At 67.7% G+C, this 15,894-nt stretch carries 12 protein-coding genes; 11 read left to right on the forward strand and 1 reads right to left on the reverse strand.

All coding sequences use genetic code 11. The features are described from left to right. The first annotated feature begins 11 nt into the window (after window positions 1-11). The 11 genes from WMF11_RS34295 (at window position 12) to WMF11_RS34345 (ending at window position 14,929) form a co-directional block, all read left to right on the forward strand. Entirely contained in the window at window positions 12-1,286 is a 1,275-nt protein-coding gene (locus tag WMF11_RS34295) for a YcaO-like family protein (RefSeq protein WP_437903476.1), read from the forward strand. Next, entirely contained in the window at window positions 1,283-2,056 is a 774-nt protein-coding gene (locus WMF11_RS34300) for a TfuA-like protein (RefSeq protein ID WP_437903477.1), read from the forward strand. The genes WMF11_RS34295 and WMF11_RS34300 overlap by 4 nt, the downstream gene beginning before the upstream one ends. Further along, complete coding sequence (locus WMF11_RS34305) at window positions 2,053-3,015, forward strand: hypothetical protein (RefSeq protein WP_437903478.1); 963 nt, start codon at window positions 2,053-2,055, stop codon at window positions 3,013-3,015. The genes WMF11_RS34300 and WMF11_RS34305 overlap by 4 nt, the downstream gene beginning before the upstream one ends. Window positions 3,016-3,084: 69 nt before the next feature. Further along, entirely contained in the window at window positions 3,085-6,342 is a 3,258-nt protein-coding gene (locus WMF11_RS34310; protein ID WP_437973726.1) for a helicase HerA-like domain-containing protein, read from the forward strand. A gap of 76 nt (window positions 6,343-6,418) precedes the next feature. Beyond that, window positions 6,419-10,039, forward strand: a complete 3,621-nt coding sequence (locus tag WMF11_RS34315) for an AAA family ATPase (RefSeq protein WP_437973727.1) — start codon at window positions 6,419-6,421, stop codon at window positions 10,037-10,039. A gap of 66 nt (window positions 10,040-10,105) precedes the next feature. Beyond that, entirely contained in the window at window positions 10,106-11,095 is a 990-nt protein-coding gene (locus WMF11_RS34320; protein WP_437979366.1) for a trypsin-like peptidase domain-containing protein, read from the forward strand. A gap of 98 nt (window positions 11,096-11,193) precedes the next feature. Next, window positions 11,194-12,798, forward strand: a complete 1,605-nt coding sequence (locus WMF11_RS34325) for an adenylosuccinate synthetase (protein ID WP_437973728.1) — start codon at window positions 11,194-11,196, stop codon at window positions 12,796-12,798. A 26-nt stretch (window positions 12,799-12,824) separates the two neighbouring features. Continuing rightward, the gene (locus WMF11_RS34330; protein ID WP_437979367.1) at window positions 12,825-13,481 is read left to right on the forward strand and encodes a DUF7002 family protein; all 657 of its coding nucleotides are present in this window, start codon (window positions 12,825-12,827) and stop codon (window positions 13,479-13,481) included. 157 nt (window positions 13,482-13,638) lie between these two features. Then, window positions 13,639-13,896, forward strand: a complete 258-nt coding sequence (locus tag WMF11_RS34335) for a hypothetical protein (protein ID WP_437911131.1) — start codon at window positions 13,639-13,641, stop codon at window positions 13,894-13,896. Next, complete coding sequence (locus WMF11_RS34340) at window positions 13,797-14,207, forward strand: DDE-type integrase/transposase/recombinase (RefSeq protein ID WP_437911053.1); 411 nt, start codon at window positions 13,797-13,799, stop codon at window positions 14,205-14,207. Before WMF11_RS34335 ends, WMF11_RS34340 begins: the two co-directional genes overlap by 100 nt. A gap of 35 nt (window positions 14,208-14,242) precedes the next feature. After that, complete coding sequence (locus tag WMF11_RS34345; protein ID WP_437903483.1) at window positions 14,243-14,929, forward strand: EcsC family protein; 687 nt, start codon at window positions 14,243-14,245, stop codon at window positions 14,927-14,929. Window positions 14,930-15,120: 191 nt separating this feature from the next. On the opposite strand, the gene WMF11_RS34350 is transcribed toward WMF11_RS34345, so the two are convergent. Next, entirely contained in the window at window positions 15,121-15,825 is a 705-nt protein-coding gene (locus WMF11_RS34350; RefSeq protein WP_437543316.1) for a DUF4230 domain-containing protein, read from the reverse strand. Window positions 15,826-15,894: the final 69 nt, after the last annotated feature.

Consider the following 15,894-nt stretch of genomic DNA (forward strand, 5'->3'; position numbering starts at 1 on the left):
CCAGGGCTTCCATGACCACCTCCGCAAACCGCGCCAGTGCCGAGCAGCGATCGGGCCCTCCGCCGGCAGCGCCCAAGCGTTATCTCGCGGGCACCCACCGCCTCGTATCTCCCGATGAGACGGTGGAGAGAGTCCGGCCCCTCCTGCCGGCGATGGGCATCACCCGGATCGCCGACGTGACCGGCCTCGACACGCTCGGAGTGCCGGTGGTCATGGTCGTCCGCCCCAACGCGCGATCGATCGCGGTCTCGCAAGGCAAGGGCTCGACCCTCGCCGCCGCGCGCGCCTCGGGCGTGATGGAGTCGATCGAACAATGGCACGCGGAGCACATCCAGCTCCCGCTCAAGCTCGGCACCGTCAGCGAGCTCCGCCACCGCCATCGCCTCCTTGACGTTCACAACCTGCCGCGCCTGTCCATCGTCGACTTCCATGACCATCTCCGCCTCTTCTGGGTGGCTGGCCTGGATCTCGTGACGGGCGCGCCCACGTGGGTCCCGTTCGAGGTCGTCCACACGGACTACGCGCTGCCGTTGCTCGCCGCGAGCGGAGCCTTCGTGATGAGCTCGAACGGGCTCGCGTCCGGCAACCACCCGATCGAGGCCGTGAGTCACGCGATCTGCGAGCTTATCGAAAGGGACGCCGCCACGCTCTGGAGGCTCTCGGGCCCCGAACACCAGCGCCGGACGCGGATCGACCTGTCCACGGTGGACGATCCGGGGTGCCGCACGCTCCTGGAGCAGGTGGAGCGCGCCGATGTCGTTCCGTTTCTCTGGGAGATCACATCCGATATCGGCGTCCCGGCCTTCTGCTGCACGCTCGTCGATCGCGCGCCCAACCTGCACCGGCCCATCGCGCCGATGCTCGGCTTCGGTTGCCACCCCTCCCGCGAGGTGGCGCTCTTGCGTGCGATCACCGAGGCAGCGCAGAGCCGGCTCACCGTCGTCACCGGCGTGCGCGACGACGTCCGGGCCCGCGGCAACGGGCCTGACGACGATCTCCGCGCGGCGAACCGCTTCCTGGAAGAGCACGCGGGTGAGCCGCCCCAGCGCAGCTTCGACGACGCGCCCGATTACGCGGGCGAAACCTTCGACGACGACGTCGCCTGGGAGATCGAGCGCTTGCGCACAGCGGGGCTCAACCAGATCGTCGCTGTCGACCTCACCCGTCCTGAGCTCGAGATCCCGGTGGTGCGCGTGGTTATTCCGGGCCTCGAGCCACTCGACGACGTCCCCGGTTACATCCCCGGCGCGCGCGCGCAGCGGCGCCTTTCGGAGCGCAGATCATGAATCTTTGCATCTTCACAGGTCCCACCCTCCCGGCAGCGGAGGGCGAGCAGCAGATCGACGCCATCTTCCTGCCGCCCGCGGCCCAGGGCGACATCTACCGCGCGGCGCTGGAGAGACCCGTCGCCATCGGCCTCATCGATGGTTACTTCGAGCGCGTCCCGTCCGTGTCCCACAAGGAGATCCTCTGGGCGATGGCTCAGGGGGTCCACGTCCTCGGCGCATCGAGCATGGGGGCGCTCCGCGCAGCCGAGCTCTCGCTCTTCGGCATGGAGGGCGTGGGCGCCATCTACGACGGGTACGCGTGCGGCGATCTCGACGCCGACGACGAGGTCGCCGTGGCCCACGCGCCCGCCGAGGACGGCTATCGCCCGCTGAGCGAGGCGCTGGTGAACATCCGCGCCACCCTGCGCGCCGCCGAGCGAGCCAGCGTGATCCCTGGCGAGACGCGCGAGCGGCTGGAGGCACTGGCCCAGCAGCTGTTCTATCCGGACCGCTGCTATCCGATCCTCCTGCGGCGCGCCGAGGAGGAGGGCGTGCCGCGCGAGCAGACCGCGGCGCTGCGTGAGTTCCTGCGGGATGGCCGGGTGGACCAGAAGCGCTCCGACGCACTGGCGCTCCTGGAGGTCCTGCGCGGTCGCTTCACGGGTGCCGTCGAGCCAAAGCAGGTGCGCTATCACTTCGAACCGACCGACGCATGGGAGCTGATCCGCGAGCGCGTGGACCGCCGCGCCGCGATGCCCACCGCGAGGGCGATGGAGGTAGGCCGATGAGCTCCAGCGAACAGATCGTCCTCTCCGGTCTGGGCACCTACGTCCTCGGCCGGCTCTTCTGCAATCTCGATGGCTTCACCCCGCGCCAGATCGCGGAGAGGCTGATGTTTCTTTTCAAAGGTAGGCCAGGCCAAAACGACGCGACTCGACTCATCGAGAACGAACTCATCGACCTCGTGCAATCCGGTTTCGCTAGGCGCGCGAGGAGATCTTCTTATCAAATCACTAGCGACGGCCAACGAGTCATTCGCGCGGCTCTCCACCCGGCGCACCAGAAAAAACTGAGCTGGAGGAAAATCAAGGAACTGGCGGCGGCCCGGGTAATCGACGAGGAGACCTCAACGGCGAAGGGCTGGAGGGAGATCGCCGTCGACGTGCCACCCGCAGAGGCCACGCGTATCGCGACGCTCCTCGCCAGCGCCTTCCACCTCAACCTGGGCCAGGCCCCATCGCTCTCGCGTGTGCTTGGGGCGGTCGCCTGGAGCGCCATCGGCGTCACGACGGCAGATCCCTTCACGGTGGAGGCGGTCATGCGGGTGCTGCTGAGCCGTCAAGCTGACGCGCCTCCTCAGGGGACACTGAAGCAGGCGATCGACCTGCTCGTGAGAAAGGCGTCGGCCCTCGGCACGGGAGCGCGCGGTCTGCTCGCTCCGCAGGCAGCCCCCCTGCCCGCGGACGAGTCGGCCTTCGCCACGCGCGTACTCGAGGCGGCGCGGGCGTCGAAAAGCGGGCGGTTCGGAGACAACAAGGTCTTCATCTCGCACGTGCTCCGGCGCCTCACCGAGGACGGCGTCGCGATCGGCGACACGGACGCGTTCAAGGCTCGGCTGGTCTCCGCGCATCGCGGTGGGCTCCTGGCACTCAACCGCGCCGACCTGGTCGAGGCCATGGATCCGGCCGACGTCGACGCCTCGGAGACACGGTATCTCAGCACGACGTTCCATTTCGTGCGCATCTGACGTGGAGAGCGCCGGCGAGGTGCACGCACCTCGCCGGCGTCGACGAGCAAGAGGGAGAAGGGGTGCACCATGACGAAGCAGGACGCCCTGCTCGACGTGTTCCTGTCGACAGCGAAGAAAGACGTGTTCCACTCCGTGGAGCATCGCGGGCAGATCTGGCGCGAGGATCCGTTCGACGTCGATTCCGTCCATGAGGAGGCCCGGACGGCCTTCCAGCGGCTGCTCACCCAGGTGACGACCCCGCCGGGCCTCGACGCGGGCCGGATCCTGCTGCTCCTCGGCGAGTCCGGCAGCGGAAAGACGCACCTCGTGCGCTCTTTCCGAAACCACGTTCACCTCAACGGGCTCGGCTTCGTCGGGTATATGCAGATGACCACCTCGGTCACGAGCTACAGCCGTTACCTGGTGAGCAACCTCGTCGACTCGCTCGACCAGACCTACTATGAGGCGCTGGGGACCGGCTCGGGGCTGCTCCGGCTCTCCAACGCGGTCGCGGCGAGGTGTGGTGATCCGGACTCCATCCGCTCCTTGAACGAGCGCGAGGACCTGGACGAGGACGAGGTCGTCGATCTCGTGGAGCGCGCCGCCGACAGGCTCATCAGACACCCCCGCTACGCCGATCTCGACCTGGATCTCATCCGCGCCCTGCTCTATCTGCAGCGGCAAGATCCGGCGCTGAAGAAGCGGGTCGTGAAGTACCTGCGCTGTGACGTGCTCTCGGAGCGAGAGCAGAAGCTCCTCGGAGGTCTGTCGCCGAAGCGGGAGGACGAGGACGCCCAGCGCGTCGTCGAGGAGCTCGGCCGATTGATGTGGGCGTGCGACTCCCGCGCGCTGGTCCTCTGCGTCGATCAGTTCGAGGATGCGTACCGTGTCAACGATGCCGAGTCCCTGTTCCGGCGGGTGATGTCCTCGCTCTGCGCGGTCGCCGATCAGGTTCCCTCGTCCATCATCGTGATCGCCTGCCTCAAGGACTACTACGAGACGATGCGCGCTCGGCTCACCCGGTCGACGCTCGATCGCGTCGAGCGCGACCCTGCGCCGGTCCACCTGGTCGCGGAGAGGCGCAAAGAGGAGATCATACCGATCATCCAGAAGCGCCTCGCCTACCTGTACGAGACGGCAGGGCATGCGCCGGCGGACGGCGCAGCCAATTCCCTCTACCCCATCCCCCGAGGGTTCGTGGAGCAGCTCTCGGGGATGAGCGTCCGCGCGGCGCTCAATGAGTGCCAGATCTTCCGGGATGCGTGCATCGACGCCGGCCGGATCGTGGCGCAATGGGGCACGAGTGCTCCTCCCAGCGTACGGCCCCGGGCCCCCGCCGACCAAGACGTCCGTGCGGCCAAGGAGAAGATCGAACAGGAGTGGAACGACTTCCTGGCGCAGTTCGAGGACGATCCATCCGAGGACGAGACCGAGATCGCCGCGCTCTTCGCGTGGGCGGTGAGCCATTGCGCCGAGGAGATCGAGAGTGGCATTCACTTCGATGCCCGGCCGCACGACGAGGCGATCGAGATCGACGTCCGGGTCCCGATCCCGGGCGGAGCGACTCGCGTCGTCGAGGAGATCCTCGTCGTGGTCTGCAACCGGGCACCCCAGGGCGGCGGGCTCCGAGCGCAGTTCGAGGATGCTCGCAAGCGCGCTGGGCGCCGGACCCTCGCGCTGCTCCGCTGCGGCGAGTTCCCGCGCAATCCAAACACGCAGGTGCACTCGACGCTCGCCGAGATCCTCAAGAACGGCGGCCGCAAGGCGGTCTTCGAGGAGAGCGATCAGCGCACGCTGGCCGCATTCCACAGGTTCCACGAGACCCACGTGCGACGCGAGCATTTCAGCGATTGGCTCAGGGAAGAGAACCACATCTCGCGTCTCTTGCCGCTCATCCACGTGCTGGATCTCGACCGCCTCGACCGCTTCGAGCAGGAGCTCCCACCGTCCGCCCCGGCGCCTCGGTCGCGCGGAGCGGCGCCGTCGCCCTTCGATACGTCACCTGCGAGCCCGGGCGCATCGCCCCGGGCCGCCGAGCCCGACGGTGCGACGCCAGGCAGCGCGAACGGAGCGGCGCAGCGAGAGGCCCTCTCTCTCGCGCTCGGCACGACCGGGGAGCTCGTCTCCCACAAGCTCATGCTCGACGCCGAGCAGCTCACGGCGCACGCCGCCTTCCTCGGCAGCACGGGGAGCGGCAAGACCACGCTGGCGCTGAACCTGATCGAGCAGCTCCTGCTCCACGGCGTTCCCGCCATCCTCATCGACCGCAAGGGGGATCTCTGCGGCTATGCGCGCCAGACGCTCTTCACCCGCGCACACCCGGAGGCGGCGCTCGACGCCCGGCAGCGGGCGCTCGCGGAGCGACTCGACGTCGCCCTCTTCACGCCGGGCCACCCCGGTGGCCGCCAGCTCGGACTCTCGCTGATGCCGAGCGGCATCGAGGGGCTCCCGGACCTTGAGCGCGATCAGGCTGCCGGCTATGCGGCCCACGCCCTCGGCGACATGCTGGGCTACAAGCAGACGCGCAAGGACAAGGGGCTCCGTACCATCCTCGTGCAGGCATTCCAGCTCTTCGCGGCGCACGGCGCCTCGCGCAAGCTCGACGTCGCGTCGTTGATCGAGCTCATCGCGAACGAGGATCCGGCCCTCGTCGCCACCCTCGGGCGGCTCGATACACGGCTGTTCAAGGACCTCGTGCACGACCTCGAGGTGCTCAAGCTGAACACCTCGGACCTGCTCTCGATGGACGGCGAGGCGCTCGACGTCGAGCTGCTCCTCGGTCTCGGGCGCCACTCGCAGCCTGGAAAGACGCGGCTCAGCATCGTCAGCACGAAATTCCTGGGCGACAGCGCGCGCGTCCTCTTCTGGGTCGCGCAGCTCCTGCTCGCGCTCAGCCGCTGGGTGAGCCGCGCGCCGTCGCCCCACCTGCGCGCGGTGGTGTTGCTCGACGAGGCCGACATGTACCTGCCGGCGCAGTCGCAGCCAGCGACCAAGGCGCCCATGGAGAACCTCCTGCGCCGCGCGCGCTCCGGCGGCCTCGGCGTCCTGCTCGCGACCCAGAGCCCGGGAGACCTCGATTACAGGTGTCGTGACAACCTCCGGAGCTGGTTCGTTGGTCGGGTGACACAGCAGACGGCGCTCGACAAGATGAAGCCGCTCCTGAGCGACGCGCGGGTGGACGTCAGCGCCCGCATCCCCGGCCAGGAAGCAGGCGAGTTTCATCTGCTCCAGGATGGACGGGTGACGGCCTTCAAGAGAGATGTCCCGCTGCTCCGCGCCGAGCAGGTGCCAGAGAACGAGATCCTGAAGCTCGCGAGGCGTCGCCCGCGCGACGCTGCCCGCTGAGCCGGCACGGGCGACCACGAGGCGCACATTTCTATCGTTGGATCAATCAACGTCCATCGGCACGAGGAGTGACAAAGTGAGCGGCGCGATCAACGATTTCGAAGAAGAACGATCCAGGCATGGCGAGCTGCTCGGGCGCGACAAGGTGGTCGAGAGGCTCCTCTGGCTGATTGAGGACAGCGCGCCCCGTGGCGGGTGGGTGCTCTTCCTGGGGAGCGCCGGCGCCGGCAAGAGCGCCATCATCAATCGCCTCCTGGACGTATTTCCCCCCCACACACCGCACCATTTCATCCGGCGTGACCACGACGACTGGGATCGCCCCGAAGCGGTGGTGCACAACCTCTGCGCGCAGATCGAGCGGCTCCTCCCGGAGCTGGCGGATGCCGAGCAACCCGTGGAGACCCGGTTCGGGGAGCTCTTGCGGCGCGTCTCGAAGCGCCATCTCGTGCCTCGCGCAGACAAGCTCGTCATTGTCATCGACGGGCTCGACGAGGCGGCGAAGGACCGAAACGGCAAGAGCCTCTTGCCGCGCTTCTTACCGCGCGTGCCGCCGAAGGGCGTCGTCCTCCTCGGCGCCTCGCGGCCGATGTACCGAAGACACGACTGGCCCGGCGTCGTCGAACAGGCGCGCACGCTCGACCTCGACGACGAGGAGTGGGCGCCCTCCAACGAGTCCGCGTGCCGAGCCATCTGCGAGCAGCGCTCACGCTCGCTCCCCGCGCCGTTCGACGCCTCGCTCATCGACGTGATCGTGCGCAGCGCGCGAGGAAACATGCTGTATGCGAGCGGGATCTGCGATTGGCTCGCCGGCCAGCCGCCGGCGCAACGAACATCGGCGCGCATCTCGCAGGGGCTCACCCCCTTTCTCCACCAGATCTTCGACGAGCTCCGCGACCTGGACGAAGCGCGACGCAGGCTGATCCTCAAGGGCCTCGGCCTCGCCTGCGCCGCGCGCGAGGCGCTCCCGCCGCACGTCTTCGGCGAGCTGCTCGGCAGCGATCCGACGACCGCCGCTGCTGACGAGTTCCTGCGCGCCACGTTCCACCTGCTGCGCAAGGAGCCTGCGCACTGGCACGATGACAGCCAGTTCGGCTATCGGCTGCGTCACGAGCACGTGCGCGAGGTCTTCGTCAACGAGCTCGGAGAGCGGGCGATCCGTAATCATCACCTGCACCTGCTCGGAGGGATCGCGGCGTGGCCGCCCGACGAGGGAGACCCGGCTGGACGGCGCTATGCCCTCCGGCATGCGGTGATGCACCGAATTGAGGCGGGCGACGTGGACGGCGCGCAGCGCCTGTGCGTCGACGTCGGCTATCTGGACGCGAAGTGCCGCGAGCTCGACGTCACCTCCATCGAGCGGGATCTGGAGGCGGTCATCGGCGCCTCGGAAGGCAGCGCGACCTTCGATCTCACCGCCGTGCTCGCGGCCGTGCGCGCGGAGGCGACCCGGCTGTCCGCCTACCGCGATCAGGGGCTGCTCCCCTCGCTGCTCTACAACCGCCTGCGTTGCGCCGGATGGCCCTCCGAGGAGATCGCGCGCATGCTCCACTTCGAGGGGAACCTGCCCCCGCTGCGCCTTCTACACGGCGTGCGCCTCGGACCGACGCCGCTGCGCACATTCTGCGAGCCGACGAAGGCGATCGTCGCGTGCGTCGTGAGCCCCGACGGGCGCTGCGCCCTGTCGGCCTCGGCCGATCGCGTGCTGCGTTACTGGGCGCTCGTCTCCGGCGAGGTGCTCGCGACGATGCAAGGACATAACGACGAGCTCACGGGCTGCGCGCTCACGCCGGACGGCAAGCTCGCGCTGTCGACGTCCGTCGACATGACGGCGCGGCTCTGGGACCTCGCGACAGGCGGCTGCATCGGCGTGCTCGACAACGGCGGTCGCTGGGCCACCGCCTGCGCGATAAGCCACGACGGCCGGATGCTCGTGGTCGGCTCGGACAACGGGACCCTCACGCTCTGGGATAGAAGCTCGCTCCAGATCGTCGGCACGCTGGAGGCTCACCGCGACTACGTGACGGTGTGCATCACGACCCCCGCGGGTCAGCTCATCTCCGGCTCGAGGGACGCCTCGGTCCGCGTCTGGGACCTCGCGTCCCGAGAGTGCCTGTACGAGCTCTCGCCGAGGGGTGAGGCGCGCTCGCCCTCGCCGGTAGCCTCGGAGGAGGGTTGGATTACGGCGCTCGCCCTCATGCCGGGCGGCGAGCAGGTGCTCGCCGCGAGCGGAGACGGCACGCTCTCGCGCTGGGAGCTCGCCCTTGGCCAATGCCTCCAGCGCGTCGGTGCGGGACAGGGCCGCGTGGACGCGCTCGCGATCCTCCCGTGGGGTGGCCACCTGCTCTGCGGGATGGCAGACGGCGCGATCGCCGTCTGGAATCTCGCCGCCGAGCGCCGCATCCTGCGCCTCGCGGCGCACGCGAACGCGGTGTCCGCGTGCGCCGCGACGTCGGACGGCCGCCGGATGCTCTCCGCGTCGCACGACCGCTCGGCCAGGCTGTGGGAGCTCGGAGGTCCGGAGAGCCTCATGGCCCAGGACGGGCACGCTGCGCCGGTCACCGCGGCCGCGGTGACCCTCGATGGCCGGTTCGCGGTCTCAGCATCGGAGGACCGGCTGCTCAAGTTCTGGGACACGGCGACCGGCGAGTGCCGCGCCACGCTGACGGGGCACGCCGACTTGGTGACTGCCTGCGCGATCTCTCCCGATGGGCGCCGCGTACTCGCCGGGGCGCGGGACGGCGGCGTGCTGCTATTCCACCTGGATCTCGAGCTCACCGCGGTGCGCGTAGAGACCGCCAAAGCGCATCAGAAGCTGGTGAGTGGCTGCGCGTTCCTGCCCGACGGACGGATGATCACAGCCTCCCGAGACGGCACGCTCTGGATGCGCTCCGAGGCGACGCTCGACGAGCCCTCGCAGCTCGGCGTGCACGAGGGGCAAATCAACGGCATCGCGCTGACCCCCGACGGAAAGCGACTGTTGTCGTTCTCTCGAGACGGCGCGGTGAAGCTCTGGCACCTCACCGACACCTCACGTGCCCCCTCGTCGATCCGCCTCACGGGCGGACTCCTCGCCGCAGCGATAACGCCGGACGGCGGGCGCGTGGTGCTCGCCCGCATCGATGGCCAGATCGAGGTGCGCGAGTTGCCGAGCTTTCGCTATGTCCGCCAGATTCCCAGTCACACCCGGCGCGTGTTCGGCTGTGCCGTCTCGCCCGACGGCGCGCGCGTGTTCACTGCATCCGAGGACGAGACGGTGCGGGCCTTCAGCCTGGAGACGGGGAGGCCTCTGGGAACCCTGGTCGGGACCTCGTGGTTCCGATGCGTCGCAGCGTGCTCCGGGTTGCTCTGCGCCGGGGACGAGGAAGGCAACCTCTGGATGATCGTCGAAGGCTTGGCCGCTGCCGACCCCCGCGCGAAGAGGAGCACTAGGCGGAGACCCACGCTGTCCGACAGCGACACAGTCCGCCTACGAAACACTCTTGCTGTGCTCTACGACACTGAGCAGGTCGCACGGCGCATCGCCAGGGAAGCGGGGATCGGCCTGCTGTTGGTCAACATCTCCGGGAGCATCATCGACATCTGGGACGCCATCCTCGAGGAGGCCAGAAAACAGCATTGCCTCGCCGATATTGTGCATTGCGCGCTGAGAGAATACCGCGACGACGACAATCTCTTAGAGCTTGCACAGAAGCTCTGAGAGACGCACGGCGCGGCTTGCGCGCGGCGACGACGCCGGCGTGCTCAACCGGAGAACGAGGAGATGATGAACCAGGCTCTTTCCCGCGAAGGGATACGCACCTTACGAGAGGCTCTTTCGTGGAAGTACCCGTCCGACGCCGAGGTGCGCCGATTCCTCTTTGACATCAAGCTCGACGCAACCCGCATCGCTTTCCACAACCGAGCGGACCTCACCTGGCACAGCGTCCTCGACGAGGCGCAGAAGCGGGGCGCGCAGTGGGTCTACGCGGTGCTCGACCGCGCCATCGAGGAGTACCCCGAGGACGAGATCCTTAGGCGCTTGCGCGAGGGTGCCGCGGTACGCTACGCCGAAGGGCCGAGCATTAACTCGCTCCCGTGGCGGGGCAGCGGCGGTCCGCCGCTCGAGAAGATCCTCGCTACTCAGAGCTCGCTCGTCCCCGTGAGCTACCTCGAGATCGGCATTCGCCGCGCTCAGGCGGTCGCGCGAATTCAGGTCTCCGACGGCTCGCTCGGAACGGGCTTTCTCATCGCCGGTGACGTCCTGGTCACCAATCACCACGTCCTCGGTGACCGAGACGCCGCTGCCGCCGCGACCGCCCAGTTCAACTACCAGAAAACGGTCGAGGGCCGCGACGCGGAACCGGAGGAGTTGCGCTTCGACCCCGACGCCTTCTTCGTTACCTCCAGCGACGACGACTGCACGATCGTCAAGGTCGCGGGCGGGCCCTCCGCGCGCTGGGGGACGATCGCCCTCCAGCCATCCCGGGTCGAACTCGGCGAACGGGTCAACATCATCCAGCACCCCGGCGGCGATCAGAAGCAGCTCTCGTTCTTCCACAACCTAGTTGTTTACGTGGGCGAGGGCCGCGTGCAGTACCTGACCGACACGCTGCCCGGCTCATCCGGCTCGCCCGTGTTCAACAAGCACTGGGAGCTCGTCGCGCTGCATCACAGCGGCGGATGGCTCCTCGAGCCAGGAACCAAGGACCGCTTCTTCCGCAACGAAGGGATCCATGTCGATCGGGTGGTGGAAGTGCTCCGCAAGTGCCGTTGAGACACGGAGCTCATCACCTGCCGGTAGAGGCCAGAGGGCGCCCTCAAGGGGTGATATTCAATGAATCTCGCAAGCGTTTCGTCTTTCGGAGGTGCACGATGGTGAATCGAGTCATCCTTCTCTCGGGGCCTATAGCGTCCGGCAAGACGACGCTCGGCGATGCGCTGGTGAACCGATACCCGTTCAAGCGGCTTAAGACCCGCGATCTCATCCACGCGATGGCTGGGACTGCGGCGGAGCGGGGTGCGCTCCAGGAGGCCGGAGAGCGGCTGGATCGCGAGACTGGAGGGCTGTGGGTCGCCGAGGCGCTGACCAGGTCGGTTTCGAAGCTTGGGGAGAACGTGACGGTGGTCGTGGACGCGGTGCGCATCGAGGCTCAGGTCGACGCCATCCGGAGGGCGTTCGGCCTCCGTACAACGCACGTGCACCTCACGGCCTCCGGCGGCATTCTCGCGCAGCGGTACCGGGATCGAAACCGTGCGGTGAAAGAGTTCACGTCCTACGACGAGGTGCGCTCCAACGCCACAGAGAGCGGGATCGAGAAGCTCAAAGACATCGCCGATGTCGTGATCGACACCGCGCGCAGCTCTCCTGAGGACGTCTTCGTCCGCGTCGCGAGCCACCTCGGGCTTTACGGCCGGGGCGTCGAGCAGGTCGTCGACGTGATCGTGGGCGGTCAGTACGGCAGCGAGGGCAAGGGGCACATCGCGTCGTATCTCGCACCCGAGTACGATCTTCTAGTCCGGGTCGGCGGCCCGAACGCAGGGCACACCGTATACGAGGAGCCGGAGCCGTATACCTTCCACCTCCTCCCCTCGGGCACCCGGCGCTCCGAAGCGAAGCTTGTGCTCGGTCCCGGCGCCACGCTCGACGTGGATACGCTGTGCAGGGAGGTCGCGGACTGCCGGGTGCCACAGGGCCGGCTCTTCATCGATCCGCAGGCCATGGTCATCGAGGCAGCAGACATCACGTTCGAGGCAGAGAAGCTCGCGGGCTCGATCGGCTCGACCGGACGAGGCGTGGGGGCGGCAACATCGCGCAAGATCCTGCGGACGGCGGCGGCCCCGCCGGTCCGTCGCGCTCTCGACGTGCCGGAGCTTGCGCCTTATATCCGGCCGACGCGGGAGGTCCTGGACGACGCGTTCTCTTCGGCCAGTCGGATACTGCTTGAAGGGACCCAGGGCACGGGCCTGAGCCTGCACCACGGCCAGTACCCATTCGTCACTTCACGTGATACGACGGTGAGCGGCTGCCTCGCCGAGGCTGGCATCGCTCCGAGCCGGGTACGCAAGACGATCATGGTCTGCCGAACCTATCCCATCCGGGTACAGAACCCGAGCGGCGGGACGTCCGGAACGCTGGCGGGCGAGCTTGACTGGGACGAGATCGCGAGGCGCTCAGGCATCGACGCCGATGAACTGCGAAAGGCAGAGAAGACCTCGACGACGAAGCGCAACCGGCGCGTGGGCGAGTTCGACTGGGCCCTTCTGCGGAGCGCGGCGAGCCTCAATGGACCGACCGACGTCGCGCTGACCTTCGTCGATTACATCCACATCGCGAACAAGGACGCCCGCCGCTTCGAGCAACTCACACCGGAAACCATCCGCTTCATCGACGAGGTTGAGCGCGTGACATCAGCGCCCGTATCGCTCATCACAACCAGGTTCCACTTGCGCAGCATCGTCGACCGGAGGCGGTGGTGATGGGAGTGACTCGCGAAACCCTTGCGATGCGCTACCCTCGCCTTTATCACATGGCTGAGGCCGGAAGCTGGCCTGGAATCATGCGACACGGGCTGCTGAGCACAAGCGCTCTCCTAGATCTCTTTGAGGTCCACGGACCGAAGCGAGACGCCATCGAGTCCGCGCACCGACCTGGATCGCTTACGATCACGCACCCGGTCCACGGGACGGCAGTCATACGGGACCAGAAGCCCATGAGCGACAAGGCGCTCCGTCGCGCCCTCGGGGGCAGTCTGTCACCGTCCGAGTGGTACCGGATCCTGAATTCAATGGTCTTTTTCTGGCTGACCGAGAAGAGGCTCAAGCGCCTGCTCGAAGCCGTGGAGTATCGTGATAGACGACAAACAGTGCTCACGATCGATACCGCGCGGCTCCTCGAACGTCACGGGGACCGCGTGCGGCTCTCGCCTATGAACAGCGGAAACACCAGGCCATATCCTCACCCACGCGGACACGACACCTTCCTTCCGCTCTCGCAGTATCCCTTCGAGTCTAGGAAGGCTCGCGGTCTCGAAGCCGTGGTCGAGCTCACCGTAGGACGCTCGGTTCCGGACATCCGTGACCTAATCTTGCGCGTTGAGGAGACTGGCGGTGGACGTCCCGCGTCCGTGCTGTGGATGGCTGCAGCGAAGAGTAGCCGATGACGAGTGGTCCTCCCCCCGCTTCCGTGGACACCCCCGGAGGCACCAGGAGGCAGGGATGGGATGGGGAACTGCAGCGACTGCGCCGCGATGTGAAGCGGCTGGAGAAGGAGCGTGACATCTGAGAAAGAACGGCGGCCGTCTTCGCGAAGGAGAGCGAGTGAGGTTCGCATTCATCGACTCTGAGAAGGTGCGCTACCCGGTGCTGGTGCTGTGCGCGGTGCTGCAGGTCGCGCGCAACGGCTACTACACATGGGCCAAACGCTCGGAATCCGCGCGGGCCAAGGCCGATGCGCAACTTGCGCGAAGATCGGGACCGTGCACCAAAAGAGTCGGGGCAGATACGGCAGCCCGCGCGTCCAAGCCGAGCTGCGTGCTCGCGGCATGCGTGTCGGCAAAAAGCGGGTCGTATGGCTGATGCGTGCTCAAAGGCTCGCGGCACGCAGGAAGCGGCGCTCCCGCCGCACCACCGACTCGCGGCACAACGGCCCGATCGCGCCGAACGTGATCGAGCGGCAGCTCGATGCCCAAGCCCCCGACCGAGTCTGGGTGACCGACGTGACGTACATCCGCGCCGGCGAGGGCTGGCTGTACCTGGCCGTGATCGTGGACCTGTTCTCGCGACGCGTGGTCGAGTGGGCCGCGAGCGCGACCCACGATCGCGCTCTGGCGCTCGCCGCGCAGACGCCCGCCTTCGTCGCGGGAGATGGTGTTTCGCGCTGCGGCTAAAATTCCAGCCGCTCGGCGAACAGAGAGAGGATCTCATGACAGCAGAATATGACGAAGCCGGAGGCCGCCTCCTGAAAGCGGTCGAGGCCATCTCGATCAGCCACAGCGATGCCCGATCGATGGTTGACAAGTACCTCGATCAGAGTCGAAAGGACAACCCGGACGCGTCGAAGCAGGCCCATCAGGAGGCCGTCGCGAGGATGGTCGTCAAACGTTACTGTCGCCTCGCGGCGACGAGCGGAGGAGCCACCGCGCTAACTGGCGTGATCCCCGGGCTTGGCACGGCCGTGACGATGCTCGGCGGAGGGCTCGCCGACGCGGCTATCTGCATGAAGCTGCAGGTCGACATGTGCATGTGTCTGGCGGCTGCGTTCGGCTGGGATCTCGACAGAGAGGACGCTCGTCACCTCTGCTTCTTGATCGCCGCAGGAGGCGCCCTCGAGAAGGCAGGCATCGAAGCCACAGCGCGCATCGCCTCGAAGGCCGGGGTGAACATGCTGCGCCAGTATTTGAAGGGCGCCACGCTCCAGGCGATCAAAGAGCTGTTCAAGAAGCTCGGCATCATTTTCACCCGCAAGGCGCTCGAGAAGGCGCTCCCATTCGGCATCGGAGTTGTCATTGGCTCCGGAGCGAATTACGCACTGACGAAGTACGTCGGTGGCGAGGCGATCACATGGTTCGTATTGGATCGCGACTCGCGGGAGGGGTCCGCGTCGTTCTGATCGCCCGGTGCTCTCGTCGCACCGCAAAGCGCCTTTGGTGAGAGACCGCCAGTAGCTGGAGACCTCATCGATACGCGTCGGAGAGGCCGCTGCGCCCCGCTGTTGGCCAGCCAATGATAGGATGAGGGGCGTGCTCGACGTGGAGATGCTGGAGCTCAGAAGCCCCGATCCCCCTGAACGCCCGCCCCGCGTCAGCCCCCCCCGCCGCCGACCTCGCGCCAGCGGATCTCCACCCGCTTCGCGCCGAGCTGCGTCGCGAGCGCCGTGATCTGCCGCTCGGCCTGCGCCTTCGCGCGCGCCATCACGTTCCCCTCGAGCGCGGCCTTCTCGATCGCCGCCGTCGCCTCCTTCCGGGCCCGCGCCTCGAGCTGCTCGTTGCGCCGCGCGAGCAGGCTGGTCGACCGCGTGTAGACGTACGTCTCGTCCTCATCGAGCCGGGTCGAGAAGACCTCGGGCGCGGGCAGCGTGAGCCGCGCGACCCCGGTCTCCGGATCCATCGCGATGTCGCCCTCGCCGATCCGCGCGAGATCGACGCCGATCGTGACGTGGCCGACCGCGACGAGCAGGAGGGCATCGGTGGCCTGCACCAGACCGAACAGGCGGTTCTGCCGGTCGGCCAGATCCACGACCTTCTCGACGTGCACCTCCGTGGTCTCGAGCCGCGACAGGTCGCGGATCGCGATGACGAGCGCAGGAGACGGCCGCGCGACCACGACGCTCGAGGGCGCAGGCGCGGGACCGCCGAGGCGCGGCGCCACCACGAGCGCGCCGAACCCGACCGACGCGAAGAGCGCCACGACGAGCAGCGCGATCCGCGCGGCGCGGCCTGCCTGCGCACGGGGGCGCGGCGCGTGAACTGCGGCCGAAGCGTAGGGGTCCTGGAGCGGGCCTTCCATCGGAGGGGTCTACCTTGGAGGACCACGGGCGCGCAGCAGGCGCCCGCGGAGGCTCGGCTGGACACCGAC

Source organism: Sorangium sp. So ce295 (genome assembly GCF_051527405.1).
In the GTDB taxonomy this organism is placed as follows: domain Bacteria; phylum Myxococcota_A; class Polyangia; order Polyangiales; family Polyangiaceae; genus Sorangium; species Sorangium cellulosum_B.

Excerpts from the sequence above, each read along its gene's own strand:
- WMF11_RS34345 (WP_437903483.1), top strand. The coding sequence starts at position 14,243 with ATGACAGCAGAATATGACGAAGCCGGAGGCCGCCTCCTGAAAGCGGTC.
- WMF11_RS34310 (WP_437973726.1), top strand. The coding sequence starts at position 3,085 with ATGACGAAGCAGGACGCCCTGCTCGACGTGTTCCTGTCGACAGCGAAG.
- WMF11_RS34305 (WP_437903478.1), top strand. The coding sequence starts at position 2,053 with ATGAGCTCCAGCGAACAGATCGTCCTCTCCGGTCTGGGCACCTACGTC.
- WMF11_RS34320 (WP_437979366.1), top strand. The coding sequence starts at position 10,106 with ATGAACCAGGCTCTTTCCCGCGAAGGGATACGCACCTTACGAGAGGCT.
- WMF11_RS34295 (WP_437903476.1), top strand. The coding sequence starts at position 12 with ATGACCACCTCCGCAAACCGCGCCAGTGCCGAGCAGCGATCGGGCCCT.
- WMF11_RS34300 (WP_437903477.1), top strand. The coding sequence starts at position 1,283 with ATGAATCTTTGCATCTTCACAGGTCCCACCCTCCCGGCAGCGGAGGGC.
- WMF11_RS34330 (WP_437979367.1), top strand. The coding sequence starts at position 12,825 with ATGCGCTACCCTCGCCTTTATCACATGGCTGAGGCCGGAAGCTGGCCT.
- WMF11_RS34325 (WP_437973728.1), top strand. The coding sequence starts at position 11,194 with ATGGTGAATCGAGTCATCCTTCTCTCGGGGCCTATAGCGTCCGGCAAG.
- WMF11_RS34350 (WP_437543316.1), bottom strand. The coding sequence starts at position 15,825 with ATGGAAGGCCCGCTCCAGGACCCCTACGCTTCGGCCGCAGTTCACGCG.